Source organism: Streptomyces sp. HUAS MG56, assembly GCF_058673395.1.
In genome coordinates this window covers 853,905-879,939 of the sequence record NZ_CM178722.1, presented here as the reverse complement: position 1 = coordinate 879,939, position 26,035 = coordinate 853,905, and the positions used below count along the sequence as shown (strand labels likewise).

Annotated in this window: 25 protein-coding genes and 6 pseudogenes; 16 read left to right on the top strand and 15 right to left on the bottom strand. The window is 68.9% G+C overall.

Translation table 11 applies throughout. The features are described 5' to 3' along the window. Positions 1-210 precede the first annotated feature (210 nt). The 3 genes and pseudogenes from AC4OXY_RS04365 (at position 211) to AC4OXY_RS04355 (ending at position 3,362) form a co-directional block, all read left to right on the top strand. Positions 211-1,689, top strand: a complete 1,479-nt coding sequence (locus AC4OXY_RS04365; protein WP_491993208.1) for an alpha/beta hydrolase — start codon at positions 211-213, stop codon at positions 1,687-1,689. Positions 1,690-1,715: 26 nt separating this feature from the next. Next, positions 1,716-2,056 (top strand): annotated as a pseudogene (locus tag AC4OXY_RS04360) (MFS transporter); the annotation flags it as partial. A gap of 478 nt (positions 2,057-2,534) precedes the next feature. Beyond that, positions 2,535-3,362 (top strand): ATP-grasp domain-containing protein, encoded by an 828-nt coding sequence (locus AC4OXY_RS04355; protein ID WP_491994780.1) that lies wholly within the window; start codon positions 2,535-2,537, stop codon positions 3,360-3,362. A 427-nt stretch (positions 3,363-3,789) separates the two neighbouring features. Here AC4OXY_RS04355 and AC4OXY_RS04350 read toward each other — a convergent pair whose 3' ends face one another. Together AC4OXY_RS04350 and AC4OXY_RS04345 are read right to left on the bottom strand one after the other, a co-directional pair. Beyond that, a complete protein-coding gene (locus AC4OXY_RS04350) occupies positions 3,790-4,644 on the bottom strand; it encodes a hypothetical protein (protein WP_491993207.1) in 855 nt (284 codons plus the stop codon). Then, on the bottom strand, positions 4,641-4,961 hold the full coding sequence (locus tag AC4OXY_RS04345; protein ID WP_491993206.1) for a PadR family transcriptional regulator: 321 nt from the start codon (positions 4,959-4,961) through the stop codon (positions 4,641-4,643). Before AC4OXY_RS04345 ends, AC4OXY_RS04350 begins: the two co-directional genes overlap by 4 nt. A 414-nt stretch (positions 4,962-5,375) precedes the next feature. Between AC4OXY_RS04345 and AC4OXY_RS04340 the strand changes: the two are divergent. Further along, positions 5,376-5,732, top strand: a pseudogene (locus AC4OXY_RS04340) (transposase family protein); the annotation flags it as partial. Between the two features lie 206 nt (positions 5,733-5,938). Here AC4OXY_RS04340 and AC4OXY_RS04335 read toward each other — a convergent pair. Together AC4OXY_RS04335 and AC4OXY_RS04330 are read right to left on the bottom strand one after the other, a co-directional pair. After that, positions 5,939-6,585: pseudogene (locus AC4OXY_RS04335) on the bottom strand (IS5 family transposase); the annotation flags it as partial. A 15-nt stretch (positions 6,586-6,600) separates the two neighbouring features. Further along, positions 6,601-8,034: a CoA transferase gene (locus AC4OXY_RS04330; RefSeq protein ID WP_491993205.1), complete on the bottom strand. Its 1,434-nt coding sequence runs from the start codon at positions 8,032-8,034 to the stop codon at positions 6,601-6,603. Between the two features lie 241 nt (positions 8,035-8,275). Here AC4OXY_RS04330 and AC4OXY_RS04325 point away from each other — a divergent pair, with 241 nt between their 5' ends. The 4 genes from AC4OXY_RS04325 to AC4OXY_RS04310 all read left to right on the top strand — a co-directional run bounded on the left by AC4OXY_RS04325 (position 8,276) and on the right by AC4OXY_RS04310 (position 12,436). After that, positions 8,276-9,433 carry a CaiB/BaiF CoA transferase family protein gene (locus tag AC4OXY_RS04325; protein WP_356039622.1) on the top strand — a complete coding sequence of 386 codons (1,158 nt, stop codon included), beginning with the start codon at positions 8,276-8,278 and terminating at the stop codon, positions 9,431-9,433. Positions 9,434-9,437: 4 nt separating this feature from the next. Continuing rightward, positions 9,438-10,571: an acyl-CoA dehydrogenase family protein gene (locus AC4OXY_RS04320; RefSeq protein ID WP_362817535.1), complete on the top strand. Its 1,134-nt coding sequence runs from the start codon at positions 9,438-9,440 to the stop codon at positions 10,569-10,571. Then, entirely contained in the window at positions 10,568-11,455 is an 888-nt protein-coding gene (locus tag AC4OXY_RS04315) for an acyl-CoA dehydrogenase family protein (protein ID WP_376294239.1), read from the top strand. Before AC4OXY_RS04320 ends, AC4OXY_RS04315 begins: the two co-directional genes overlap by 4 nt. Positions 11,456-11,542: 87 nt before the next feature. Next, positions 11,543-12,436, top strand: a complete 894-nt coding sequence (locus tag AC4OXY_RS04310; protein WP_491993204.1) for a LysR family transcriptional regulator — start codon at positions 11,543-11,545, stop codon at positions 12,434-12,436. A gap of 92 nt (positions 12,437-12,528) precedes the next feature. On the opposite strand, the gene AC4OXY_RS04305 is transcribed toward AC4OXY_RS04310, so the two are convergent. Then, positions 12,529-12,789, bottom strand: a complete 261-nt coding sequence (locus AC4OXY_RS04305; RefSeq protein WP_491994779.1) for a transposase domain-containing protein — start codon at positions 12,787-12,789, stop codon at positions 12,529-12,531. A gap of 131 nt (positions 12,790-12,920) precedes the next feature. After that, positions 12,921-13,130, bottom strand: a complete 210-nt coding sequence (locus AC4OXY_RS04300; RefSeq protein ID WP_402067947.1) for a hypothetical protein — start codon at positions 13,128-13,130, stop codon at positions 12,921-12,923. A gap of 258 nt (positions 13,131-13,388) precedes the next feature. Between AC4OXY_RS04300 and AC4OXY_RS04295 the strand changes: the two are divergent. Then, positions 13,389-13,614 (top strand): annotated as a pseudogene (locus AC4OXY_RS04295) (IS256 family transposase); the annotation flags it as partial. Positions 13,615-13,631: 17 nt separating this feature from the next. Here AC4OXY_RS04295 and AC4OXY_RS04290 read toward each other — a convergent pair. Continuing rightward, a complete protein-coding gene (locus AC4OXY_RS04290) occupies positions 13,632-14,276 on the bottom strand; it encodes a TetR/AcrR family transcriptional regulator (protein ID WP_069776396.1) in 645 nt (214 codons plus the stop codon). A gap of 71 nt (positions 14,277-14,347) precedes the next feature. On the opposite strand from AC4OXY_RS04290, the gene AC4OXY_RS04285 reads away from it, so the two are divergent. Beyond that, positions 14,348-14,584: a hypothetical protein gene (locus tag AC4OXY_RS04285; RefSeq protein ID WP_491993203.1), complete on the top strand. Its 237-nt coding sequence runs from the start codon at positions 14,348-14,350 to the stop codon at positions 14,582-14,584. Then, positions 14,581-14,739, top strand: a complete 159-nt coding sequence (locus tag AC4OXY_RS04280; protein WP_491993202.1) for a hypothetical protein — start codon at positions 14,581-14,583, stop codon at positions 14,737-14,739. Before AC4OXY_RS04285 ends, AC4OXY_RS04280 begins: the two co-directional genes overlap by 4 nt. A gap of 315 nt (positions 14,740-15,054) precedes the next feature. On the opposite strand, the gene AC4OXY_RS04275 is transcribed toward AC4OXY_RS04280, so the two are convergent. Continuing rightward, positions 15,055-15,822: a nuclear transport factor 2 family protein gene (locus AC4OXY_RS04275; RefSeq protein ID WP_491993201.1), complete on the bottom strand. Its 768-nt coding sequence runs from the start codon at positions 15,820-15,822 to the stop codon at positions 15,055-15,057. A 138-nt stretch (positions 15,823-15,960) separates the two neighbouring features. Between AC4OXY_RS04275 and AC4OXY_RS04270 the strand changes: the two genes are divergently transcribed. Further along, positions 15,961-16,824, top strand: a complete 864-nt coding sequence (locus AC4OXY_RS04270) for a hypothetical protein (RefSeq protein WP_491993200.1) — start codon at positions 15,961-15,963, stop codon at positions 16,822-16,824. Continuing rightward, the gene (locus tag AC4OXY_RS04265; RefSeq protein WP_491993199.1) at positions 16,785-17,096 is read left to right on the top strand and encodes a hypothetical protein; all 312 of its coding nucleotides are present in this window, start codon (positions 16,785-16,787) and stop codon (positions 17,094-17,096) included. Before AC4OXY_RS04270 ends, AC4OXY_RS04265 begins: the two co-directional genes overlap by 40 nt. Positions 17,097-17,114: 18 nt before the next feature. On the opposite strand, the gene AC4OXY_RS04260 is transcribed toward AC4OXY_RS04265, so the two are convergent. Next, complete coding sequence (locus AC4OXY_RS04260) at positions 17,115-17,498, bottom strand: PLP-dependent aminotransferase family protein (protein WP_356038634.1); 384 nt, start codon at positions 17,496-17,498, stop codon at positions 17,115-17,117. A 415-nt stretch (positions 17,499-17,913) separates the two neighbouring features. Here AC4OXY_RS04260 and AC4OXY_RS04255 point away from each other — a divergent pair, with 415 nt between their 5' ends. Continuing rightward, positions 17,914-18,075 (top strand): hypothetical protein, encoded by a 162-nt coding sequence (locus AC4OXY_RS04255; RefSeq protein WP_356038632.1) that lies wholly within the window; start codon positions 17,914-17,916, stop codon positions 18,073-18,075. Positions 18,076-18,431: 356 nt separating this feature from the next. On the opposite strand, the gene AC4OXY_RS04250 is transcribed toward AC4OXY_RS04255, so the two are convergent. Continuing rightward, complete coding sequence (locus AC4OXY_RS04250; RefSeq protein ID WP_491993198.1) at positions 18,432-19,934, bottom strand: class I adenylate-forming enzyme family protein; 1,503 nt, start codon at positions 19,932-19,934, stop codon at positions 18,432-18,434. A gap of 780 nt (positions 19,935-20,714) precedes the next feature. Here AC4OXY_RS04250 and AC4OXY_RS04245 point away from each other — a divergent pair. Both AC4OXY_RS04245 and AC4OXY_RS04240 read left to right on the top strand, forming a co-directional pair. Continuing rightward, positions 20,715-20,993, top strand: a pseudogene (locus AC4OXY_RS04245) (alpha/beta fold hydrolase); the annotation flags it as partial. Further along, on the top strand, positions 20,969-21,466 hold the full coding sequence (locus tag AC4OXY_RS04240; protein WP_491993197.1) for an alpha/beta fold hydrolase: 498 nt from the start codon (positions 20,969-20,971) through the stop codon (positions 21,464-21,466). The pseudogene AC4OXY_RS04245 and the gene AC4OXY_RS04240, both read left to right, overlap by 25 nt. A 693-nt stretch (positions 21,467-22,159) precedes the next feature. Here AC4OXY_RS04240 and AC4OXY_RS04235 read toward each other — a convergent pair. From AC4OXY_RS04235 to AC4OXY_RS04215, 5 genes and pseudogenes are all read right to left on the bottom strand, one after another. Then, positions 22,160-22,858 carry an SDR family oxidoreductase gene (locus AC4OXY_RS04235; RefSeq protein ID WP_491993196.1) on the bottom strand — a complete coding sequence of 233 codons (699 nt, stop codon included), beginning with the start codon at positions 22,856-22,858 and terminating at the stop codon, positions 22,160-22,162. 98 nt (positions 22,859-22,956) lie between these two features. Beyond that, positions 22,957-23,715, bottom strand: a complete 759-nt coding sequence (locus tag AC4OXY_RS04230) for an IS630 family transposase (protein WP_491993195.1) — start codon at positions 23,713-23,715, stop codon at positions 22,957-22,959. A 242-nt stretch (positions 23,716-23,957) separates the two neighbouring features. Beyond that, positions 23,958-24,311 carry a helicase associated domain-containing protein gene (locus tag AC4OXY_RS04225; protein ID WP_491994778.1) on the bottom strand — a complete coding sequence of 118 codons (354 nt, stop codon included), beginning with the start codon at positions 24,309-24,311 and terminating at the stop codon, positions 23,958-23,960. A 98-nt stretch (positions 24,312-24,409) separates the two neighbouring features. Continuing rightward, positions 24,410-24,808 carry a nuclear transport factor 2 family protein gene (locus tag AC4OXY_RS04220; RefSeq protein ID WP_491993194.1) on the bottom strand — a complete coding sequence of 133 codons (399 nt, stop codon included), beginning with the start codon at positions 24,806-24,808 and terminating at the stop codon, positions 24,410-24,412. A 51-nt stretch (positions 24,809-24,859) separates the two neighbouring features. Continuing rightward, positions 24,860-25,811 (bottom strand): annotated as a pseudogene (locus AC4OXY_RS04215) (alpha/beta hydrolase). Between the last annotated feature and the right edge of the window lie 224 nt (positions 25,812-26,035).

The window sequence follows — 26,035 nt, the reverse complement described above, 5'->3', positions numbered from 1 at the left end:
CTGGGCTGATCAGTTTGGTGTGCTGCTGGACTACTAAGCGACCGCCGTCCTTTGCGCAGTGCGCGTCGAGTCCTGGAGATGCTCACAGATCCTCTCCGTGGACCGCCGGGACGTATGACGAACCCGAGCTGAGGGGGTGGGGCCAGGCCCCCTGGAAGCACGGATGCTGACCGGATGGGAGGGCCGATGGAGATCAGCGAGGCTCTGGCCATGACGAAGAGCATCCGCAACGCCTCACTCCTCGCCGCCACCGCCGTCCTCCTTGTCCTGACCGCTCCGGTCAGGGCCTCAGCCAGTGTCGACGGCCCGCTGCACTGGGCCAGGTGTGAGGGCACTGGCCTTGACCCCCGACAGGAGTGCGCGACCCTCGCAGTGCCGATGGACTACGCCGACCCGAACGGTCCGAAGATCGACCTGGCGCTCTCGCGTATCCGCAGCGAGAAGCCGTCGGCGCGCCGAGGCGCCCTGCTGCTCATCCCCGGCGGGCCGGGCGGCGACAGCCTCGACGAACCGTCCAGCAAGGGGCAGAAGCTTCCTCAGGCCGTGCGGGACCAGTACGACCTGATCGGGTTCGCGCCGCGCGGCAACGCGCCCTCCACCGCGGTTGACTGCGGGGTCGACCACGGCGACCTCGCCCTGACGGCGCTGCGGCCCTGGCCCGACGCCGACGGATCGGTCACCGGGAACATGGCCACCGCCCGGCGCATGGCGGACGCGTGCGCCCGCAACGGCGGCGCGTTGATACGACACATCAGCACGGTAGACAACGCCCGTGACGTCGACCGTATCCGGGCCGCACTGGGCGAGCGCCGTCTGTCGGCGTGGGGCGTCTCGTACGGGACATACGTCGGCGCGGTCTACGCCCAACTGTTCCCGCAGCGCACCAACCGCGTCGTCCTCGACAGCAACGGCAACCCCGACCCGGTCAGGGCGGAGCGCGCCTGGCTCGCCGCGTTCGAGGTGGGCGCCGAGGACAACTTCCCCGTGTTCGCCAAGTGGGCGTCCGCGCCACGCAATCCGTACCGGCTGGCCGGCACGGCTGCCGAGGTGCGCCCGCTCTTCCTCCGCCTCGCCGCCCGCCTGGACCGCGCCCCGATCCCCTGGCCCGGCGCCAACCCGGCCGAGCTGAACGGCAACGTCCTGCGCCAGACCATGCTGAACAGCTTCTACGACCCCGACGACTACCCCGGTCTGGCTCAGCTGATCCTGGCTGCGCGCGAGGGCACGGTCCCGCCCGCACCACAGTCGCCCCCGGACACCGTGCTGCAGAACCTCACCGGCGTGGCCGCCGCCACCATCTGCAACGACGTCGCCTGGGACCGGTCAACCACTCTTTACCAGAAGGCCGTTGACGAGAGCCGCGCCAAGTCCCCCCTGACCGCGGGCATGCCTCGCAACGCAATGGTCTGCGCCGCCTGGCCGTGGCGGCCGGAACATGCGCCGGTGCGGATCACCGACCGCGGACCGGTCGGCCGGATCATGCTTGTCCAGAACGAGCGCGATGTGGCGACCCCACTGAGCGGCGCCCTCAAGCTCCGTACCGCCCTGGGCCGCCGCGCCGTCATGGTCACCGTCAACTCCACCGGTCACGAGGCCTACCTGGCCAACGGCAACGCCTGCGGAGACGAGACGGTGTCGCGGTTCCTGGCCACCGGCCGGCAGCCCGGGGCGGACGTCTACTGCGAGTGAGCGCACGCTGCCGCAGCGCCGAGTCCGCCTTCCCCGCCGCCGGAGCGCTCTGCGCGCTGTCCCGGCCGCTCCTGCTGACGGTACGGATGCGGTCCCTCGGGTCGGGGGACGCGGAGCGGCCGGGGCCCGGCATCGCGCGGCGGCACCTGCTCGACGGGTTGCGCTACATCCGGCGCCACCAACTCATCGGCTCGCTCGTCGCCGCCGACGCCATCTGCGAACTCGGGCTCATCGGCATCCTCGACGTTGGCATGGTGCTCCTCAACGCCGAGCGCGGCCGAGGCTCTTCCCGCTTCGGCTGGATCGTCGCAGCTTCAGCGCAGGAGCAGCGGCCGGCGCCGCGCTGCTCGCGATCGCCGGTCGGCTGCACCCGTGCCAGAACCGGCGCACCTGCAACGAGATCACCAATCGCAGGCTCACCACCGGGCGTTCAGCCAGCCGGCGTGTCTAGCGAGAGTGGATGCGACGCCCTGGACAACCACAGTCCGGACAAGATGGCGTCCAGCCGCAGGCCGACGCCTCGACGACCACCCCCTCTGCGGCGACACAGACCGCCGTGACACGCACATCGATCCCGGGAAACAGCACATCCTCGACCCCCACAACCCTCATATCTGGGCAATCCCCACGAGAAACGTTCCCGCACTCGGGCCATGACCTGGGGATTCACGGCATCGCGGCCAGAACCACTAGCGTGATCGTCCACACGGGACTGACACTGCCTGCCGGTGATGACCGCTTCGGGTACGACCGTGCGCGACTGAGTGTGCTGGTCGGCTGGTTGACCCCGAGGCGTGGGCCCGAATGCTGTGGACGGTGCGGCCGAACCGGTGGCATCGTCAGCGATCGTGACTGAGCACGGTTTCCTGGCGTTGACGCCGCAGTACACCACGACTTCCGAACTGCTCTCGACGTCGGCGTATCGGCGGGGGATGGATGTAGAAGTACTTCCTGCCCACGGTGGTGCGGGCACAGCCACGGAGAGGCGTGGTGGTCACTACTATGGCGGCCCCGCTTTTGCGGCACGCGTCGTGGATGCCCTTGACGTCGCGCTCTTGGAGCCGTCTGACGACTGGCTGGCCACACTGCCCTACGAGTACACGGGACGGCGGATCGCCATGGCGACGCTGGGCGAGGCGCGCAGTCTGTCCCGGCCGGCGTTCGTCAAGCCACCCAGTGACAAAAGCTTCCCGGCCGCCGTCTACGCCAGCGGGAGTTGCCTCCCGACGGGGCCTGAGCTGTCACTGGACGTGCCGGTACAGATCAGCGACGTGGTGACCTGGGCAGCGGAGTTTCGCCTGTACCTCCTGGACGGCGAGGTCCGCACGGGTTCGCAGTACGCCACCTTCGGCCGTCTCGAGACCGAGCGGTTGGACGGGCACCGGTATGAGGACGCTGTCCTGGAGTTCGCGGACGATCTCCTGGCCACGAGCGGCGGTGGCCTGCCCAGCGCGGTGGTGCTGGACATCGGACTCCTGGCCACACCTGAGCACGGCGCCGCCGACCGGTGGGCGGTGGTCGAGGCGAACATGGCATGGTTCAGCAATTGCTATGCCGCGGATCCTGACCGGGTCCTGGACGTCGTCCTGCGCTCAGCCGGTCCGCGGACACAGATAGCTGAGCGAGACCGCCCGTTCTGCCAGAACATCGAGGACGCTCACCTGGCCGGCTGAAATGCCGGCAATGCGGCGTCAACTGCTTGCGGCATACCTGCAGCGGGCGGCGCACGGTCCGCCGCTTCCTCGCAGCGCCCTCGATGAGCAGAACTCGCCACTCGCGGCCTACGGGGCTTTCCTGGGAACTGGTGGCGGGCGCGCTTGAGGTATTCCGTTGTGCTGCGGTGGAACTGCTCGGCGGGTACGAGGGCCGTGATGAGGGCCTTCTGGTCGTCTGGACCGGTACCGTGCCAGGCGAGGTGGCGTCTTCCGCCGCCCGGTTGGGGTTCGTGACGCGGCAGGGCTCCTGGTCGTTCGGTTGATGATCTCACTCATCAACACCCGGACGCAGGAGCCCTGTTGGTCTCGCGTTGGTCAGATACTTACCCGGAAAGCGTCAGGTCCCTGACAATGGCGACCTGGAGCGGGAGCATCGCAGCGTCACTCACACGTCACCGCCGAGATCCACCGGATGCTCCTTATGGAGTGCGGCCTTGGCTCCGCGACCGGAGCTGACCAGGGCTGCTGTGGAAGCGGCAATGGTGACGGCGAGTATGGGCATCGTAACCAGATGGGCTGCGTAAACGGTATTCATGGTCAATGCTGCGGCGCAGGCGATGGCTGTCGTCGTCACGGCGAGTGCCACGGCAACCCCGGACAGGGCAAGCAGCCGCAGGACCTTGACAGATGGCCGGCACCGGGTGACGACGACGGCCGGTGTCACCGCCATGGTGATGAGGAACGCTGCCGGCCCAAGTACCGCCAAGGCCCCGATCAGATAGGAGATCCGGTCGATCGGGTCGATGGAGGCGAACGCCAGGAGCAGCGGCGCGATCAGCCATGTGGGCAGCGTCGGGAGAAGAACCACCAGAGGGCGCCACGCGGTCCGGTTGCCGGTTCTGGAGGTTTCCGCAAGCAGGGCGAGACCGCCGACCAACAGGATGAGCCCAGCGCCGTACATGGCGTACTGCGCAACGTCGAGCAGTCGCCACACCAGGTCCGGAGCCAGCCCGGGTTCCTCGGACAGGACGAAGTGCAGCATCGGCAGGGCATACAGTGCGGCACACCAGGTGACCCAGGTGGTGGCGACGCTTGCCTGCATGCGGCGGCGGCGCCGTTCGGCGGACTCTTCGGGCATCGCCGGGTGAAGCCATGCCCGCAGCGCGCCGACAAGGAGGTCCGCGACGGCGCGAGGGCCGGCGCCGGTGTCCTCGACCAGTGCTTCTAGTTCGCGACCGTAGCGCTCCCGGAACGAGGGAGGGTATGCCCGCAAGGCCACCCGGGCCGCCATGTTGATCACGCGTTTGCCACCCCCAGCCGGGTCAGTCCGGTGCGTGCGAAGCGGGCCATCGCCCGGAGCCTGTCGTCGAGCACGGTCTGGCCTTCCGCGGTGATGCGGTAGGGCCGCCGGCGCTCGTCCTCGTCCAGCGGCGCGACCAGGCCGCCTTCCTCCAGCCGCGCGATGGCGGCATACAGCGTGCCCGGCCCCAACCTGATGGACGTCTGCTCCTCGACATCCTTGGTGATCGCGTAGCCGTGCTTGGGGCCGTCGGCCAGGCTGGCCAGGATCAGCAACGCGGGTTCGGCCCATCCGACGCGGTCCCGTTGACGCGGCATCAGGCACCTCCTTCATCCCTAGCGGCTACTACGTTATACGATACTGCGTCGTACGTAGTATTAGTCGAATCCGGCAAGACCCGGGCGCGATGAATCTCGCTACCCCCCGCCCACCGTGGAGGCCGCGCTGACCAGCGGCAGATCCACCTGGCCCCCCGGCGTGCCGCCTCAGTGAAACCCTTCTCGTCCTGAGACTCGGGGCTGATGGCGCAGGCCTGGTGGGGGTACGTGACGTGGCAGGGCTCCTGGTCGTTCGGCTGGTGATCTCACTCATCAACGCCCGGATGCAGGAGCCCGGTTGGTCCCGCATCGAGCCATGCTCGACATCCCGCATGAGGTAGTCGAGTACGTCTCCTGACTCATCTACGCCCGAAGGCGTGAACTGCGCTCGCGCTGGCGGCGACTGAGCTGCTTCCAGCAGGCCGCCCTCGTGCTGGTGCACCTGCTCTGCCCGGGCGGATCCACGACCTCACGGCCGCTCGCGCTAACGGAGTGATCCAAGCGTGCCTGACCAGGCAGATCCTGGTGCTCGCCGACCGCGCGAACCGCGGGGCCGGCGCAAAGGTCCGCACCCCCTACTATGGCCGCGACCTACCCGAGAAGTACGCCCAGTTCAACGGGGACCACGCCCAGCTGCGGGCACCCGGCGAGCGAGTCTTCGCGCGTTCAAAGCGATGGTGGATCTTCCGCAAGGCCCGCTGCAGCCCGAACCGGATCAACCGGACCGTCGCCGCCGTTCACACCATCGAGACCGCCCGGCGATCAGGATGAGAAAGCTTCAGTGCCTGCGACGTCTCGTCGGGACCCATACCGAACGCCGGCGGCCCCACACCCACGAACGGATCCAGAGTCCATTGCTGCCGTTCGTCGTCCGCCAGCACATGCCACCACTCGAACATGACCACGGAGACTACGGCAGCGCCACGGACCCAGGGCCACCGGCCGCAAGTCCCGCCGGACGGGCTCTGGTCAAGGGCGGTCTTCAGGCGGCGCCAGGCTTCGACGACCCAGCGGTGGACGCCGAGTCCTGAGCCGTGATCGGTACCCCGGCGGGCGATGACCGGGCGGATGCCCAGTCCGCGCAGGTCGCGGCGGTGGATGTCGTAGTCATAGCCGCGGTCGGCGTACAGCGCGCCGGGGCGTCGGCGGGGGCGCCCGCGGTTGCCCTTGACCGGTGGTACGGCGTTGACCAGGGGCATGAGCTGGGTGACGGCATGGCGGTTGCCGCCGGTCAGGGTGGCGGCGAGCGGGATGCCGTGCGCCTCGGTGATCACGTGGTGCTCGCTGCCGGTCCTGCCGCGGTCCACCGGAGACGGCCCGGTCTTTCGCGCCGCCCTTCATCGCCCGCAGGTGCGAGCCGTCCACTGCGGCCCGGGAGAAGTCCGGTTTGCCGGCCGGCCGTAACTCGGCGAGCAGTAACTCGTGCAAGGCCTGCCATACCCCGGCCTCATGCCAGTCCCGCAGCCTGCGCCAGCACGTACTCCCTGAGCCGTGTCCCAGCTCCTGCGGAAGGAACTTCCAGGGGCCCCGTGTACAGGACGAAAAGGATCCCGCTGGGCACCCGCCGGTCATCCAGCCGCTTGCGCCACGGATACCGGGCATGCCGCTCTACCACAGGCGACAGCGAGGTCCATCGGGGTCACCAGGCCAGGGGGGAGGCGCCGAGCGGCTCGGCGGAACGGTCGAGGTGCGGGCGCAGGGTCGAGTACGCGATGCGCGTGGGCAGGTAGCTGACTTCGCCGAACGGCCCGTGAACGGTGGCCAGTTCACCGGTGGCGCGCATCAGGTCGGGGGCGGGCAACGCGGCGACGTCGGCCCGTGGGAACAGTCCGAGGTCCTGCACCCACATGCAGACCTTGGCCAGGTCGACGTGCACCCGCCAGCTGCCGCCCTCGCTCGCCCGGCGGCGCAGCGCCTCGATCACCCCGGCCGCGCCGAGGATCGCCGCGAGGTAGTCGTTGAGGAGGTAGGTCGGCGGCAGCCGCGGACCGTCGAAGGAGCCCTCCTCGGCGGAGAACCCGCTGGCCGCACAGGCGAGTTGGTCGAAGCCGCCGCGCCGCGACCAGGGGCCGGTCATGCCCCAGCCGTGGTAGTCCAGCAACACCAGACCGGGCCGCTGCTCGAACAGGGCCTGGGGTCCGAAGCCCTTGGTGTCCAGGTTGAGGTAGTTGCTGACATACACGTCCGCCTCGGCGAGCACCCGCCGGAAGGCCGCGGCCTGCACGGGGTCGAGCAGGTCACAGAAGGCGGCGCGCTTGCCGATGCCGGTCTCGATGATCATCCCGTTGGGGTCGGGGTGCGTGGGCGAGGAGACGTGCAGTACGTCGGCGCCCAGCTCGGCGGAGATCCGCGAGGCCATCGGGCCCGCGATGACGTGCGAGTTGTCCAGCACTCGCAGCCCGGTCAGCGGCAGGGCCGGCGGCAGCTCCCCGGCGGCCGGGAAGGGCTCGGGCGCGCTCTCACCCGCCTTGTCCAGGTGGATCAGCGGCTGGCCGTCCAGCAGTTGCCCCTGCGGGTGGGCTCGCCACTCCTGCTGCGTGCGTACGGCGACCGCGGTGCCGCCGCGCGAGCAGATCGCCTCCTCAAGCTCGAAAGCGTCCCAGTGGGCGATCGCGTCCGCCATGCGCTGCCGGTCGGGCGGGCAGTCCAGCACCTCGCAGGCGATGTCGCGCAACTCCGGGTAGGAGAGCAGCACATAGATGTAGCGGCCGTCGCCGGCGCGGTAGAAGTCGCTGTTTCCCAACAGGTTGGGGTCCTCGCCCAGCTCGCTCACGGGCACGCCGCTCACCCGCGTGAGGAAGACCGCCATCAGCTGGTGGATCGCGGACTCGGCGGAGACCGTCACGTCCTGGGCGTCCCCGCCCCTCTCCCGCCACAGCGCCGATGCCTCGGTGCCGAGCGCCGCGAGAGCGGCGGCGCAGGCTTCGCCGATGCGGTGCACGGAGGGGGTCAGCGGGTCGGCGCCGGTGATGGTCACCTTCCCGCCGGCCTCCTCACCGGTGATGCCGAGCTGGTGGTAGAGGCCCTGCAGTGCGTCGTAGGAGGTCGTGGTCTCGGTCGCGCTCTCGGTCATGGCCCTCGTCCTTCCGTAGTGGCCGGGTTGGTATTTCCATGACAGCAGCGGGAATTTGCGGGCGTCCAATACCAATGGCAGCGGGCGGCGATATGTGATGCCCTATATAGCCGGTCTGACCTGCTGTCATATCCGGTTCCCTATCGGCTTCCCGGTCAGTCGGTATTGGACGCGACCTGAGGTGCGGGATTTTCCTCGAAGGCGTCGCAACGGCCGAAATGACTACCGTGAAAGGAATGCTATGAATGGAATGCTCTCCGGGGTCCGCGTCGTCGAACTGGGCAGCGTGATCATGGTTCCGTACGCCGGCCAGCAGCTCGGCGACCTGGGCGCGGACATCATCAAGGTCGAGCCCCCCGGCGGAGACATGACCCGCCACTACCCACCGGCCCGCCACCCCGGAATGGGCGGCGCCGGCCTCAATCTCAACCGCAACAAGCGCAGTGCGGTCATCGACCTCAAGGCGCCGAACGGCCGCGACGCGCTGGTCGCCCTGATCCGTACGGCGGACGTGTTCCTCACCAACGTCCGCCCGCAGGCCCTGGCCCGGCTCCGGCTCGGGTACGAGGAGCTGCGGGCCGTTAACCCCCACTTGGTGTACGTCAACGCGCAGGGCTTCCGCGCGGACTCCGCGCTCGGCACCCACGCCGCGTACGACGACATCATCCAGGCGGTCTCCGGGCTGGTGTGGCTCAACCAGCGGGCGGGCGGCGAACCGCGGTTCGTGCCCAGCCTGATCGCCGACAAGATCTGCGGACTGCAGATCAGCCAGTCCGTACTCGCCGCCCTGCTGCACCGCGAGCGCGGCGGCAGCGGTCAGCACATCGAGGTGCCGATGGCCGACACCATGCTCGCGTTCAATCTGGTCGAGCACCTGGCCGGGGCGGTCATGGAAGGCGAGTTCGGCGCGCCGCGCTCGCTCAGCCGCACCCGGCGGGCGCAGCGTACAGCGGACGGCTGGATGTGCATCCTGCCGCACAGCGACCGCAACTGGCGGGACTTCTGCACCTTCGCCGGCCGCCCCGAGTTCGCCGCCGATCCGCGGTTCGCCGACCGCGCGCTGCGGGCCCGCAACGCCGACGAGATGTACCCGGTGCTGGACGAGATGACGGTGACTCGCACCTCCGCCGAATGGCAGGAGTTCTGCGACAGTGCCGGCGTCCCGGCCTCGCCCGTGCACAGCCTGGAGTCGGCTGTCGCCACCGCCTACGCCCGCGAGGGCGGCCTGCTGGCCGAGGCCGAGCACCCTACCGAAGGCAGGTACCGCTCGATCGCCCGTCCGGTGCGCTACTCCGCCGACCCTGCACCGACCGTGCGCCCCTGCCCCGCCCTCGGCGAGCACACCGACGAAGTGCTCCGCGAGGCCGGTTTCGACCCCGCCCTGCTGAACAAGGAGTAGTTCCATGACCACGACCACCGACACCCTGCAACTGCGCCGGGAGGTGCGGGACTTCCTCGCCGAGGAGCGCGCCCGCGGCACCGTGCTCGGCCGCCCCGACTCCTGGCTGACCGGCTGGGACCCGGAGTTCAGCCGCCGGCTCGCCGGACGCGGCTGGGTCGGCATGGCGCTGCCGCCCGAGTACGGGGGCGGCGGGCGCGGATTCGCCGCCCGCGTCGTCGTGATCGAGGAGTTGCTCGCCGCTGGGGCTCCCGTCTCCGCGCACTGGGTCGCCGACCGCCAGGCCGGACCCTCGATCCTGACCCACGGCACCGAGGAGCAGAAGCAGCGGTTCCTGCCCGCCATCGCCGCCGGGCGCTGCTTCTTCTCCATCGGCATGAGCGAGCAGGAGGCCGGCTCCGACCTGGCCAATGTGCAGACCCGCGCCGAGCGCGTGCCGGGCGGCTGGCGGCTGACGGGTACGAAGAAATGGACCGGCGGCGCGCACGTCAACGACTACGCGATCGTGCTGGCCCGTACCAGTGAGCACGAGGACCGGCACCAGGGGCTCGGCCAGTTCATCGTGGACCTGCGCGCCCCCGGCGTACGCACCGAGCCGATCCACCTGCTCACCGGCGAGCACACCTTCAACTGGTTCCACCTCGACGGCGTCGAGGTCCCCGACGGCATGCTGCTCGGCCAGGAGGGCGACGGCTGGAAACAGGTCACCGGCGAGCTGGCCTTCGAACGCAGCGGGCCCGAGCGTTACCTCTCCACCTTCCCGCTGCTGATCTCGCTGACCCGTGAACTGCGCCGGGGCGCAGCTACCCCCGACCAGCAGGCCCGGCTCGGCGCCCTGCTCGCCCGGGTCTTCGCGGTACGGCAGCTCTCGCTGGGCGTCGCCGACGCGCTGGACGCGGGCCGCCCGGCCGACGTGCAGGCCGCGCTGGTCAAGGACCTGGGCACGCGCCTGGAGGGCGAACTCGTCCACGAGGTACGGCGCATCCTGCCTGTCACTGCCGATACCGGGGCCACACCCGGGTCGTACCCCCACCACCTCGCCTACGCGCTGCTGCACAGCCCCGGCTACACCCTGCGCGGCGGCACCAACGAGATTCTTCGCGGCATCATCACCCGCGGTCTGGAGCAGCAGTCATGACCACCACCCTTGCCACCCGCGTCACCGCCCTGCGTGAGGCGGGCCGCCTCGCTGAGCCCGGCCCGTTCGGCGAGGCCGTGCTCGGGCACCTCGAACTCACGCTCCCTGAGGCCTCGCTGACTGTCGCGCTAGCCGACGGCCTCACCCTCGCGTACGCCCACCCTGCCGTCACCCGGGTCGGCCCGGCCGGCACCTCGGGCGAGGACGCCGCCCTGCGCGTCTCGGGCACGCTGCCCCGGGTGCCGTACGGCGCCACGTCCACCGTCATCGTACTGACCGAGGGTCCGGGCGGGCCCGTACTGTTCCCGGTCGACCCGGCCCGTACCACCGTCGTCCCCGGCACCAACCTCGCCGGCGAGCCCCGCGACACCCTCCACCTGCACGACTACGCGGTGTCCGCCGCCGACGTCCGCCCCCTCGCCCCGGGCGAGCTCGCCGAGGCCGGACTCCGCGCCGCTCTCGCCCGCGCCGCGCTGATCGCGGGCGCCGCCGAGCGCTGCGTCGAGCTGACCGTCCGGCACACCACCACCCGCACCCAGTTCGGCCGCCCGCTCAGCCGCTTCCAGGCCGTCAAGCAGGAGGAGGCTCGCCTGATCGAGGAGTCCGCACTGATCCGCGCCGCGGTGGACGCCGCCGCCCGCGAGCTGTCGCTGGTCGGCGTGGCTGCCGCCAAGGCGCAGGCCTCCGCCTCGGTCGCCGAGATCGCCCGCATCGCCCACCAGCTGCACGGCGCCATCGGCTTCACCGAACTCGGCGAACTACGGTTCGCCACCACCCGGTTGTGGTCCTGGCGCGACGAGGAGGGCGACGAGTCGTACTGGGCCACCCGGCTGGGCCGCGAGGCGCTCGCCGCGGACGACGTCTGGGCGCTGCTCGCCGTCTGACCCGCACGTCACCCGGACCCCGGCCGACCGGGCCGGGGTCCGTACTTCCGCCGCCTGCCTACCCACCACCCGATCTACGCTCACCTCATGGATCTCACGCCCCGCCTGCTGGAACAGTTCACCGTACTGGCCGAGGAGAAGCACTTCGGCCGCGCGGCAAGCCGTTTGATGATGAGTCAGCCCCCGCTCAGTCAGGCGGTCCAGCGCCTGGAGAGGATCATCGGCACCCGTCTGCTCGACCGGAGCAGTCAGGGCGTCAGCCTCACCCCCGCCGGTGAGGCCTTCGCGGCCGACGCCCGACGGATACTGGAGGCGCAGGAGTCCGCCCTCGCCCGCGCCCGCCGGATCGCCTCCGGCGAGGAGGGCGAGCTGCGCGTCGGCTTCGTCAACGGCCTTGGCCACTGGCACCTGCCGCGCCTGCTCGCCGACGCCGCCGAGCAACTGCCGGGCCTGCGCCTGCACCTGCGGCAGGGATCCACCGCCGCGCTGATCGAGCTCGTCCGCAGCGGCACCGTGGACCTCGCGCTGGTACGCCAGCCCACGTTCGACGACGACTTGACCGTCCACCGGCTCACCGAGGAACGCCTCGCCGCCGCCCTGCCCGCAGCTCACCATCTCGCCGCGGCCAACCGCCTCTCCCTCGCCGACCTGCGCGAGGAGTCCTTCGCCCTCGCCGGCGACGGGCCACTCCTGCAACTGGCCCAGCGCGTGCTACTGGCCTGCGACCGCGCGGGCTTCGTCCCCACCGTCCGTGCGCACGCCGACGACCTGCCGGGCCTGCTCAGCTACGCCGCCTCCGGCCTGTGCGTCACCCTCGCCCCCGAGCACACCGCCGCGCTCTCCTTCCCGGGCGTGCGCTTCCTCCCGCTCACTGACGAGGCTCCCGAACTCACCACCACCATCGCGGCCCTGCACCGGCCCGGCGCCGACCCGGCCGTACGCTCGCTGCTGGCCCTCGCAGCCGCCTCGCTCGCAGGTTAGCCGCTGGCTCACGCAAATCGGGGCATGGTTCACTCTGCGGTCGTGACGAGGGGGCAGAAGCGTTGTGAGGTTTCTCCAAGGCCGGTAGTTTCTCACGCCCTTTCTGCGAACAAAGATGTCGCCGGAGCACAGCCCACGCGCCGGCTCAGATCGCGAAGGCCCTTCGTGCTGGGTGCATGCCGGAGGCCGGGGAACGCCCAGGTCATCTTGTCCCAGACCCGGCGGTATCCGACCTCGGGGAACAGACACATCGCGAGCAGGAAGCGCACGCCAACCCCCGAGGGAAGATTCCGCAGCCGCTGCTGGACCGTACCAGCTGCTCCGCCGGGCCATGGTGGAGGCAGCCGAATCACGCTTTCCTGGTTTGCGCGCAGGAGGTCACCGAGCAGGACATCGGGGCGATCGTCCGCAGGGTCCTGTCCGCGTTGGCGCCTCAACGCCGTCCCCGCGTCAGCACCCGCACGGTGAAGTCGCCCATCTCCCGCTATGGCGAACGAAAAAGCACGGCCACTGCGCTCGCATTCCCGGTCGCCTCCAGCGCCACCTGGTCGTCCGGACGCAGCTGTGCGGCGAACTCCCGCAGCGCCTCCGTCCGGCACCCCACCCGGCCCCAGTCCGTGACGCGTCCGTCCTCGACCATCGCGACCTGAGCGAAGTCGCGGTGAATATCCAACCCGATGAACCGTCCCATCATCCGTCTCCATGTCTCGACATGAACCCGGTACGGGGATCAGCTGGGCGAAACGACACCTACGGAATCGCGCTCACGACGCAGCCAGACAAGTCGCAGGGGCGGCCATCTACTAAGGCGGGCTCACAGCCCGTCGTTCAAGATCGGCCTGCCCATGCTGATTCCCCGGGCGCCCCTTGTCCTGACGGTCGCACCGTACAACCGGGCCGAAGTCCGGTCACCAGGACGCAGACAGCGGCGCCCACAGATTTCATACCTGGTACGAATCCCATCGAGTCCACGTTCGCCACCGTCCGTCTGCGCACGAAGGTCACCGAGGGCGTCGGCAGCGCGGTCGCCGCCCTTCGCCATGGTCTCCAAACTCGTTGAGTCCGCTCAGCAGCGGTGGCGAGCGGTGAACGCACCCCACCTCGTCGCCCTCGTCCGCGCCGGAGCCCGGTTCGAACGCGGACACCTCGTCGAGCGCCGCAAGGCTCACGCAGCCTGACTCACCGGGTGCTGCGGTCAGTGCGCCGAGCCCGGAGTTCCAACGATCAGTGACAGATCGCCCAGATGCGCGAGCAGCACATCCATGCATGCCCGCGGGTTCAGGATCTCGGGGTGCAGGACGGCGCTGAGGCTGAGCCCGTCCAGGAGCGCCGTGAGCCGCTCGGACTCAAGGTCGAGGTCGAGGCCAGGGCGCAGGGTGCCCGCTGCGTCCAGCCGGGTGAGCACGCGGCGCATCAGCCATCTCGTGCCTTCGGCGGCTTGGCGTGACAGGTCGCCGAAGGCCGGGTTGGTGCGGGCAGCGGTGTTGAAGTCCAGGAAGACGGTGACCTCGGCGCGGCGTTGCTCGTCGAGCGGCAGTAGCTCGGCCAGGAACCCGGCTGCGAGCTGGAGTTGTTCGGGGCGGGGGTGGCCTTCCAGGTCTCCGATTCGCTCGACGTGTTCGAGCAGACGACTGCTGGCCCGGTCGAGCATCGACTGCATCGCGAAGCGCATCAGGTCCTGCTGGCTGGCGAAGTAGTGGCGCAGGGAGCCGATGTTGAGCTGGGCTTCGTCGGCGACGGCTCGCAGCGAGGTGCGATGCAGACCTTCACGGACGACGACTCGGAACAGCGCGTCGACGACGAGGCGACGGCGAGCGTCCGGGTCTACGTGCTTGGGCATGCAGCCTTTCTATCACGGCTGTGATACAACGGTTGTATCACAGCCGTGATACAACGGGTGGAGGCTTCTTCGTGGAGACGTATCTCAATCTCATGCTCATCAGGTTCGGCGTGGTCGTGGGCGGTCTGGTGGTGCTGGCGCTGCTGGTCTTCGCCATCGCTGTGACTCTCAAGCGCAAGGGCAGACTCGACGAGGTACGACAGTATGCAGACCCCGTAGTGAAGGCCGGCCTGCGTGCTGCTGCCCGACGGCTTGAGGGCGGGAAGAACGGGGCGTCCTGGTCGCGGCGACAGGATGGCCGACGATGAACAGCCTCGGAGCGGAGTCGTCGGAACTCCTTCACCACCTGCTGCTGGACCGCGCGATCAAGGTCGTCATCGTGGTCGCAGCCCTGGGCATTCTGGCGCTTGGGATGACGGTGATCTGGCGGAGGGCCGGGCGTTCAAAGAAGCGGCTCGACTGACCGACGACACCAACCGATCCACAGCTATGGACTATTCCTCCAGCAGGCGGCGGTGATCCGCCAGTTGAGTTCGCCGCCGGTGCGGTCCTGAAGCCCTTCGGGCAGGTCGTCCATGCCGTCCTGGAGGATGGGTGCAGCTCTTCTGCAGGGGAGCTGTGACCTGCGTGGATTGGGCTCGTGCGAACACTGGGCGGTGCTCCCACGACCGAACGGGTCATGGGAGCAGCACCGCGCGAAATCCCCGGTTATGTCGGCTACTCCCGTGGTTGAGCACCCTGTTTCCGGAGAGAGGGTGCCGACAGCGGGCGCACAGTCTCAGATTTTCTCCCCGTAGTGGACCGCGCCCTGCCAGTCCACGACCACGACCGGCTCGTCGCTGACCACCCAGGCGTCGTGGCCGGAGGGCAGCACGGTGAGGTCACCCGGCTTCGCGTCGAACTCGGTCCCGTCGGCCATGCGGATGCGGATCGTCCCGGACAGGTGGTACTGGAAGTGCGGAGCCTCGCACCACTCCGTGCCGGCCAGGGGTTTGACGTCCTTCGACCAGCGCCAGCCCGGCTCCAGCACCAAGCGGCCGACCGCACCGCCGCCCACGTTGATGATCTCCGCACGACCGTTGGGGAAGGTGCGGACCTCGTCCGGGGCCGAGAAATCCAGGTGCTCGGGCCGCGCCGGCGCAGTCGCCTCCTGCGTCTCCGCACCCTGGGTCTCCTCGTCCCATGCCTGCAAGCTCGTCTGCGTGGTGATCCGCCCGTGCCGCAGGTCCAGCATCGAGGTCGACAGAACCTTCGTACCGTCCGGGTACCGGCACTGCTCCAGGTACGCCGCGTGGCTACCATCGGCGGAGACCACGACCTGCCCCAGGCGATGCTCCATGTCCCGGCTGCACACGTCCTCGAGGAACTCGCCGATTGCGGCCGTGCCGGCGATCTCATGCGGGTGACTCGGCTGGTCGCGATGATCCACCATGGTCACCCGCGCATCCTCCGCGTACAGGCCCCGCAGGGCCGAGGCGTCACGATCCTCAATCCCGCGGCGCAGCGTTTCGATGTCGAACATCGGACTGCTTTGCGTAGTACTCATTCGCTGCCACCTCTGATTCCGGCAGTCCTTCCGATCTCAGGCGTCGGCGGCTCTCGGGCGTCTCCGGCGGCCGATCCCTCGCCTTGGTGTTTCTCCTTACGACGCTCCTCCTGCCGACAAGACGCCGCAACCAGGCCTGTGCTCGCCCTCTCAGACTGGGGGTCGGTCCCTGACAACAGGGCCAGGGCCGCCTGCCGGCAGGAAGGGCGGCGCTCGGGTGGAGCTGGCCAAGACGGTCGAGGTGGTGCTGCTCGGTCTGGGGGACGGCGTCACTCGGGTCCAGCGCAAGCAGTACACGGCCTACCGGCGGCTGCGGAACTCAGCCCGTGTGTCTGCGCGCTGCAGCAGACCAAGCGGCGCACGCCGGGGCGGGCAGGTGCCACCGAGGGCCTGCGACGCACCGCCGTCATCGGCAGCGGCGGGGCGGGCCTCACCGCCGCGTACATCCCGGCCCCGATCCGCGAAGAGATCGGCATCACGCACCGCACGTGGCTGGAACCGATCCGCAGCCGGCTCCTTGCCAGAGGCCTGACCCTCGACGAACTCGTCTCCCGCTCCGGCTACTTCAAGACACGCCTGTCGGAACTCCTGCGTGGCAAGGGCTACTACCCCGGCTGGGAGATCACCTACAGCGTGGTGAAAGCCCTGGACTTACCACCGTGGCCGCTGCGCCGGCTGTGGACCGTGGCCGCCCGTGAGGCGGAGAAGATCACGATCTGGATCGAGAACGGCATCCGCGCCGTGCAGCCGCTGGGCCCTGAGCGGCCGCCCGTCGCCCACCGCGGCTTTACCCAGGCCATGCGCCCTCCCTACAGCGCCTACGCCCGGGCCTTCCTCCAGACCGAGGACCGCACCCGCCGCGCGGTCGGGGAGACCTTCGATCTCCTGTGGCTCACCTGGGACGCCGCGACCGCAAGCCCCTACACCCCGCGTCACGCCTGGCAGATGCTCCGCTCGCGGTCATGGCACGGGCGGACCAGAGGGACGGGCACCCCGATCTGAGGCACGCGGCGTTCTACACCACCGCCCAGGCCGGCATCACCGACCTGACCGAGCGCATAGCCCATATCGACACGATGGCCCGCTTCTTCGACGCGGTTGCCCGGCTGCCCCAGGACCAGATGGACGTCATCGTCCTGCGCCACCTGTGCGAGGTCCACCCCGACGCCGTGCCCGGCATCGTCGGGCTGACGCCCGCCATGACCCACAGCCTGGACCGCCACGCCCGAGGGCTCCTGAAAAGCCTCCGCCTCCTCGCCGACACCCTGGAGTGATCACCCCGGCCATGAGCATCATCGACGACCTTCTCGCCCAGTGCCGGCTGCTGCCCGATCCGCAAATCCCTTCCGACGTCGTCCCGTACGGCGTGCGTTGTTACCCGACAGTGTTCTCACGTCCGCGGCGTGGGCACTGAGAGCCTGGCACGCCAGGTCTTCGGCGGCGTGCTCCAGGTGGCGCGGTGGCGTCTGGTTGGGATAGTCCCAGACGGCCGGGTGGCGCCGGCCGGGAGGCGGAATGCAGTAGCGGTGGCCCAGGTCGCTGGTGAGCGCGGCCCGGGCGGCGGGCGACAGGAGGTTCTCGCTCGCCACGAGGTTGGCCGTGGTGAGCGGGCGCTGCTCATGGAAGTCGATGAGCTGAAGGATCTGCTGGATCGGAACAGGGCGCGTCTTGGGCATGCTGTCGGCCTCTCAGTGCGATTCCCGGGTGGGTACCACCGTCCATCGACGGTGTTGACACAGTTCCGGCCGCGGGCTCACGACGCCCGGCCACAGATGCTCGTGCGACTGTCGGCGCGAAGAGGGGACGCGGCGGCACGGACTACGGATACTCGGACCGGATCTGCGTGGAGAGCAGGGAATGCGACGTGCGGCTGATTCAGCGCCGGGCCGGAGCGGCTTACTACCCGGAGCGGTTGCTCGGCGCGAGGATCATCAGCACGGTCGGCCGCGGGCGCGGGCGCCTGCTGTACGTGACGGACGTTCCTGTCGCCGACGCCGAGGAGCAGGTCGGCTACTACCTTTTGCTCACCGGCGTCCGCCCGGCGGCGATGCGGAGGGTTGAGCTGGCGAGTGTTGAGGACCCGTCTTGGCGATGGCTCAGCCACAAACTCCTGGACCCCGCGCGTGCGCAGGAACGATCGAGTGGAGCACCACGGACGGCTACAGGCTGCGCAGCGTCGTCAACCTGACCATCGACCGCACCGTCCTCAACGACGCGACCGTGTCCGGCTACGTGACCGAGGGCTTGTTCTAGGGGCACGGCTTCAGCGGTACGTTCTCGACGAGTCTGTTCGGTGGTGCGGGCAAGTGCACCATCGGCGCCCCGTTCGGCGGTGTGAAGGAGGCCGCGTTCACCGGCGAGTACAGCATCGACTGACGCTGCTGCAGTCGGCGTGAGCCGCCGCGACGACTTCGGTGGAACGCCTGGCCCTTTTCGAGCTCGGCGAGTGCCCGGCAGATGCTGGCCAAGGTAGAGATCTGGTCCTTGCGTTTGCCGGTCGGGAATCGGCCCGGGAGCCGCGCCGCCGAGCGCTGGGAGGAGTTCTCGGTGCTGTCCGTCGTGGTCGGCGTGGTGGAGGTCGGTCCTGTTCACCCGCCCATGCGTGCGGATCATGTCAGCCCAGCCTTCGTCCCCAGGTTGCGGCGCAGCGCGTTCTTGTCTGTCTTGCCGGTGGGCGTCAGCGGCATCGCGGCCAGCCATCGCACTATCGCCGGTCTGTGGGCCGGGGCAAGGGCATCCACCACCATCTGGCACGCCTCGGCCGCCGTCTCCTGACGGGGTGAGTGGCCCGGTGAGGGGACGAGGAACGCGACGATCTCTTCGCCGGTCGTCGGGCTGTCACGGCCGACGACGGCAGCCTCGGCTACGGCCGGGTGACGGGTGAGGGCGGCCTCGATGGGGCCGCTGTAGATGTTGCGGCCCTCCACGATGATCATGTCCTTGAGACGGTCGACGATGTGCAGGTAGCCGTCGGCGTCCAGGCGGCCGATGTCACCGGTGCGCAGCCAGCCGTCGTCGAAGACCTCGGCGTCGAGGTCGGGGCGGTTCCAGTAGCCGGCCATCATCGCCGGGGACTGGACCCACACCTCCCCGGCCCGGCTGGCCGGCAGCGGCTTGCGTTCGTGGTCGCGGATCGTGACGTCGACGCCGGGCAGGGGACGACCAGCCGAGGCGAGCAGGCTCGGTTTCCCGTCCAGGGCGGCGGCATGGTCGTCGGGCGTCAGCCGGGCGATCACGCCGGTCTCGTTCGTGCCGTAGCCCTGGCGGAACGCGGCGGTGGGAAAACGGCCGAGAGCTTCGGCGAGCCGTTCCGGGTGGATCCGGGAGTTGCCGTAGCTGATCGACACCAGCTCACGGATGCCCTCCCTGGTGTCGGGGTGCTCGAGCAGCCGGTAGATCTGGGTTGGAGTGAGGTAGGTCGCGGCGACCTCGGCACGGCGGCACGCGGCGGCGAACTCCTCGGGCGAGAACTCCGGCATGATCTCCACTCGCCGCCCCGACAGGAGGTGCTCCAGGCAGCGTCCGCCGGCGCGTTGCGCCAGCGAGGTCGCCGAGACGAACACCAGCTCGGCAAGGCCGCTGTCCTTGCGGGCCCACGCGGTCCGCGCACCCAGGGCGCTAAACCGGGACGCCACACCCTTGGGCAGGCCGGTGGTGCCGCTGGTGTACATGACCCGGGCGATGTCGTCGTCTTCCGCGTGCACAGGCATGGGGTCCGCGCTCTGGGAGTCGGCCCGCTCCAGCAGTTCCGTCAAAGGGAGGGTGGGCGTTTTGACGGCGGGGACCGGGCCGTCGTGCACCACCAGTGCCGGATTGCAGTCGCGCAGGATGTGGGCCAGGGCGTGGGTGTCGGGGGCAATCACCACCGTGGTGATCCGAGCCCCCAGGACGTGGGCGGCCAGGCGAACCAGCAGCGCCTCCGGCCGGTTGCCGCTCACGCACGCGATGCCCGTCCCGCGCCGGACGCCGAGGTCGTGCGTGGCCCGGGCGAGCCGGTAGGCCGTGTCCCTGACCATGCCGAAGGACAGCTCTGTCCCCTGGAAGACGATGGCAGGCCGGTCCGCGTACCGGTCGAACGCCTCAAACAGGCTGGTGACGTACTGGGCGGGCAACCGCGCCACCTCCCGAGTCCAGGGGGACAGACTGTCCACCAGCTTCACACATCGGAAAGAACCGCCCGGGGATCTGTAGAGGACTTCAGGCGGCAGACATCGGTCGGAGAACCAACACCCCGACAACGACGGACCTTGCCCGCACCGCGGGCGCCGTAGCTCGTGACCCTGGTCTGAACGATACCGGTCCGGATGGAGTTGGCGTCCTTGCGAATGTCGGTGGCAGCCACCGCCGCCCTCGAACGCCACGCCCCCGCCAGTGACCAGCCGGGCCCGTCGCCACCACCTGCCACGAACTCCTATGCCTGCCCGGGCTTTTGGGACGATAGAACTGGTTCCTCTCGTACACCTTTTGTGCCGCTGGTAGGGCCCGCATCGTCTGGCAGCACCTATGCATCCGATCGCTGCAGGGCCGCTCCCCGCCGTCACCGGCGTCTCTGGGACCGGACTGCCAACCAGCTTCTGCCCGGCTGCTGTGACAGCCGAAGCGGCGGTGCCCTTCCATCCCCGCTCGTGCGAGGCGATCGCAATCCAGCGCCCAGGCGAGGCGGTCATCGTTGAACAGGCCGGGCTCACCACCGAAAGGCTGCGCGCTTCGCGCTGTCGCGAGCCATGTCACTGTGATTCACCTCTCGCGCCCATGTGAAATCGATCGGATTTCCTTTGGTATTGAATGAAAACCGATCGGTTTACGGCCGTGGTCGGTGTGAGGCCAGGGAAATCTTGATTTCGCATCATAACCAGACAAGGAAACAGGCCCTGTAATCGGAATAGATATCAATGGTGCACTTCCGGGGCGGGATGGACCACTGGGATCCGGCCGTCACCGACGGGCTGGCCGCGAACCGCGAAGTGATCCTGTTCGACTACGCGGGAGTAGCCGGGTCCAGTGGCGAGGTGCCGGAGACGTTCGAGGCTTTCGGTGATGACAGTGCGGCAGTCATCCGGGCGCTGGGCATTTCGCGGGCCGACGTTCTCGGTTTCTCCATCGGCGCCTACATCGCCCAGACCCTGACGCTGCGCCACCCCAACTCGTGCGCCGGCTCGTGCTGGTTGGCACGGGACCGCGGGCAGGTGAATTCGAGGGCCAGGACCCAAAGATCTATGAGGTGGGCGGGCACGATCCGGAGATCACCGACGATGGTTTCCTGTTCCTGTTCTTCGAGCCGTCTGAGACCAGCCAGCAGGCCGGCAGGGACTTCTTGGCGCGGCGCCACCAGCGCACCGCCGACGTCGTCCCGCGGAGCTCGATGCAGGTTGCCAAAGCCCAGGTCGGGGCCATGGCCAAATGGCGCGAGCAGGTTGGTGAGCGGTGGAGCGAGCTGAAGACCATCCAGCAGCCCACCCTGGTCGTCAACGGCAGCCACGACATCATGGTGCCGACGATCAACTCCTACATCCTGCAGCAGCAGATTCCGAACGCGCAGCTGATCATCTACCCCGACTCCGGGCACGGCGCGCTGTTCCAGTACCCCGAGCTGCTCGGGAACCACGTGTCCCGGTTCCTGGACAGCGAACGCGCCTTCGACTGACCGGCACGGCCGCCAGTTGTGGCGCCGGAGAACGGTCATGAGCCGGTCGGCCGGTGAGCGAGGCGGGCCCGGTCATGCTCGCGTCCTACGGGCGCTCCGGCGCGCCCCGCCGCGACCGGGCAGCCGTCCGCGAGTAGCGCGGGAAGGGCCCAGACGCCCGCCCCTGTGGGCTGCCCAGAGGCTGGGCGGTGCGGCCGATCTCTGCCGGTGCCCTGTCTCGCGCCCGCGAGCCAGTAGAGGCACAGCCATGGGGGCGTTCCCGATGCCAGGGTCCGCCCCCACACACTTCCTCAGTGCCGCTCAGGGCCAACCGGCTCGTTGGCTGCGCAGGCGTCGTCCGGGGCTTCCACTGTGTGGCTCTGGGCGATCAGTGTCTGGCAGTGGCCCGCCCGGCGGCCTGGACGGCCTTGCCGACGGCCTGCTCGGCCTTGGCACGGCCTTCTGTTCGGCGGCCAGGCGGCTCACCCATGCCCGCTGCCGGTTTCAGGCAATGGCTGTGCGATGAAGAACGGGGCTCCACCTTTGCGGGCCCAGCGCGAACCCGGTGCGGCCGATGGATGGAGGGCCCCTGGCCATGCCATGCCGACCGCGAGCTCTACCGGCCTAACAACCTTCTGTACACGGACAGGCTTATCTATGGTTGAACGCACCCCCTGGCTCGCGCGACGGCCGAGACCACAGTGGCCCGGGCACTTACCGATTGGCGTACAGCTCGTCAAGTCCCCCCGAGAGCGCGGCGCGTACCCGGCGGGTGACCTCGTCAACCAGCACTTCGGGTTCATCACTGAGCAGCCCCGTCATGGTGGCCTCGGCCACGTCGTCCGCGAGGATTTTCGGGGAGTCGACGTCCGCGGCCAAGTCGGTGTCGACATAGCCGGCATACACGCCGACCACGAGCGTGCCCTGCTCCCGCAGCGCCAACCGGAAGGCGTTCGTCAGTGACCATTGAGCGGACTTGGAGGCCGCGTAGCTCGGAAACTGCCGATTGGCCACCCACGACGCCACGGAGAGCATGTTCACCAGTGCTCCCCCGCCATTGGCGGCCAGCACGGGCGCGAACGCACGCGAGACAGCCCAGGTGCCGAAGTAGTTGACCTCCATCTCGCGCCTGGCACCGTCCAATGAGCCCTCCAGGAGCGACGGGCCACCGGTGACCCCGGCGTTGTTGATGACAATGCTGACATCATCGGCGGCACGTGCGGCTGCGGCGACCTGCTCCTCGTCGGTAACGTCCAGTCGCAGCGGCGTGAGGCCGGAGGCCAGGGCTGCGTTCGGGTCCCGGACGCCGGCGTAGACCTTTGCTGCGCCCTGCGCGAGGAGAGCCTCCGTGAATGCCATTCCGATGCCACGGTTGGCTCCGGTGACAAGGGCTACCGAACCGTTGATGTCCATGATCATCACTTCCGTCAGCGAACGCGGAGGCTCTCTTCTCCAAGGTTAGTACTCCAGCCGAACCTCGGTATTTATCCTGGTCAACGGCCTGGCGGTGACTAGTGCTGCGTTCCTCGAAGGGTGTACAGATAGCGGCGGCGCAAGCGCCTGGTGGGTGGTGCAGGTCTGCCCCAGATCCAGGTTCGGGCACGGGCGTTGAGCTGGGCTGTGGCCACTTCGGTGGCGTGGGTGATGTGGTCGCGGTCGCCGAAGGAGCGGCCGGCCAGGGCGGTCTTGCGGAAGGTGCGCCACCAGCCCTCTTGGAGGTTGAGCCAGCAGGCACCGACCGGGATGAACACGTGCCTGATGCGAGGATGGTCCTCGAGCCAGGTCCGGGTGGACACGCTGTTGTGCGAGGACAGATTGGCGGTGATCACATAGATGTCCCCGGCAGGGTTGGCGTCTTCTACCAGCTGAAGGAACTGCTGGTACGACACGCTGTTGCGGGAGGTGGCGGTCATCGTGAGTTCCTGGCCGTTGCGGATGCGTAAGGCGCCGTAGACCCAGGTTTTCTCCGGTCCGCGGGAGTAGTCGATCTCGTTCTTGATGCGGTGTCCGTCCGGTGACCAGCCCGGTGCCGGCGGGAAGGTGCGGGGGATCTCCGGGCCGTGCTCGTCGGCGCAGACGACCGTCGCGCCGTCGGGCGGGCTGGTGTAGAGCTCGGCGATCCGCGTCCTTTTCCCTCGAAGTCCATATCTCTCGAGCGGGTCCACGAGCGTGCATCGCCAGCGCACGCCCTCGGCCAGCAGGATCCGGCGCACCTGGGAGCGGCTGACCTCGATGCCCAGATCCCGGGCCGCAGCAGCCGGTGTGTCCAAGGTCCACTCCGAAGGCCCCGACTCGTCCGTGGCCCACGTCTCGTTCGACGGCTCCGTCGAGCGGACCGCGCACATCATCGCCGACATTCAAGCTGTGGGAGGCCGACTACGCCAGGTGCGGCTCCTGCACGCCCGGCTCCAACTGCCACTGACCCACTACGGCGTTGAGGACAAGACCCAGACTGGCGAGGTGGTCTTCCCGGCCCTCGCGGTACGCATGGCGGATCTGGCTCTCCAGTACCTCAACTACTCACACCCGGAGACCGCGACCAAACCGTTGATGCCGCCGTGTCCAGTCCGTGAGCAGCGCTGAGCTGCGGCTTCTCCAGCTGCTCGATGCGCCCAGTGTCGAGGCGGTCGCGGGCGTGGAGCCGGCGAGTGTCGGCGATCCACTGCCCGAGTGGGAAGCCGACGAGCGAGGTCGGCCACACCTCCTGTAGCTCCTCGCCCTCGCTCTTGGCTTCCCACTCCTGCTCGTTGGGGACGCGGAACGTGAACGGGACCTTCAGGTCGCCGTGCTCGCGGGTGTAGAAGACGGCGGCTTCCACGCCGCGCCGCCAGTGCTCCTTTTCGGGGTTGAGGACGCGGAGGTTGATGAAGGCGGCGAGGGCGGTCCCGGCCGTGCCGGTCGAATGGTGGCTGCCCGGCTCTGGTGAGGGAGCGGGGCCGGGCCCGCCGCTACGGCCGAAGAACGTCAGTCGGTGTATGCCTGGAACACCTTGAGCGTGTCCTCATAGAGATGGAGCTGGACAATCCGGTCGCTCTCGACGCGGAAGTGCATGGCGACAGGCATGTCGTAGGTCCGGCCGGTGCTCTTGGCCACGCGCGTGAACCGCCGCAGCATGACCGCGTGTTCGCCGTCGATCAGCAGCGCGTCCACCTGGTCCACGTTCCTCTCCGGGATGATGTTGTTGCCGAGGGTCCTGAGGTAATCGGCCACCTCCGCACCCTTGGAACGATGCCCGGTCCAGGGCAGGGACGGCGAACCGGGGACGTACCAGTCGATGTCGTCCGCGAAGACCGGTACCACGGCGTCCGGGTCCCCGGCGCCCAGCAGCCCGAAGAACCGCTCCACCACCTCGCGTGTTGTCATGATCGAGAACCTTCCGTGAGCGAGGTGTGTCGAACTTCCCAGGGCGGCAGCTCAGTTGGTGCCGAGCGCCGTGCGGAGGGTGTGGACGGCCTGCTCGATCGCTGCCGTCGAAGCCTGCGTGGGCCGGACGGGATTGAGCATCATGAAATCGTGGATGATGCCGTTGTAGCGGACGCTCGTCGTGGGCACACCGGCCTGGCTCAGGCGACGCGCATAGGCTTTGCCCTCGTCACGCAGGACGTCGTTCTCGTCCACGATGACCAGAGCCGGCGGCAGTCCGGACAACTCCTCCTCGGCGGCCCGCAGGGGGGGACGCGGTCGTTTCGGCACGCTGCCCCGGGGCGGTCGTGTAGGCGTCCCAGAACCAGGCCATGGCCTTGGCGGTCAGGAACGGACCGTCGGCGAACTCCCGGTAGCTCGCGGTGTCCTGAGCTGCATCCGTGACCGGGTAGTACAGCGACTGGTGCACGAAACGGACATCACCACGCCGCTTGGCCAGGATCGCCAACGCGGCGGCGATGTTGCCCCCGACGGAATCCCCGGCGACCGCCAGACGGGACACGTCCAGGCCCTCGGCCGCGCCGTTCGTGGTCAGCCACCGCGCGGTCGCATAGGCCTGCTCGATCGCCACCGGGTAGTGGGCTTCGGGAGAGCGGTCGTACTCGACGAAGGCAACCGCCGTCCGCGCGCCTACGGCCAGTTCCCGCACCAGCCTGTCGTGGGTTCCCGCGTTGCCCAGAATCCACCCTCCGCCGTGTACATAGAGGGTGACAGGCAGTGGAGCCGCCGCGTTCCGGGGTTTCACGACACGGACCCCGACGTCACCCACCTCCGCCGGAACGGTGATCCACTTTTCCTCGATGTCGAGCAATTCGACGGGTGCTGCCTGGATGTCGTCCAGTACTTTGCGGGCACCTTCCGGGCCCAGTTGATAGAGGAACGGCGGCTGCGACGATGCGTCCGCTATCGCTTGAGCGGCCGGCTCCAGGACAGGAGCACTCATGCCGATCACTTCCTCCGTGCGGATCACAATGGGCCGCGAATACCGACATCGGCGGCCATGCGTCCCACGCATTCCAGGCTGCGCCCCGTCCAGGAAGACCGCCAGCGCGGAGGTGGCTGCCGTCGGCGGCCAGGTCTAGTGTGAAATTGGACAATTCGACCGACGGGGCAGAGAAGTTGAATTCAGGATTCAGCATGTCTCCCCGGCGTTGCATCCAGATGTAC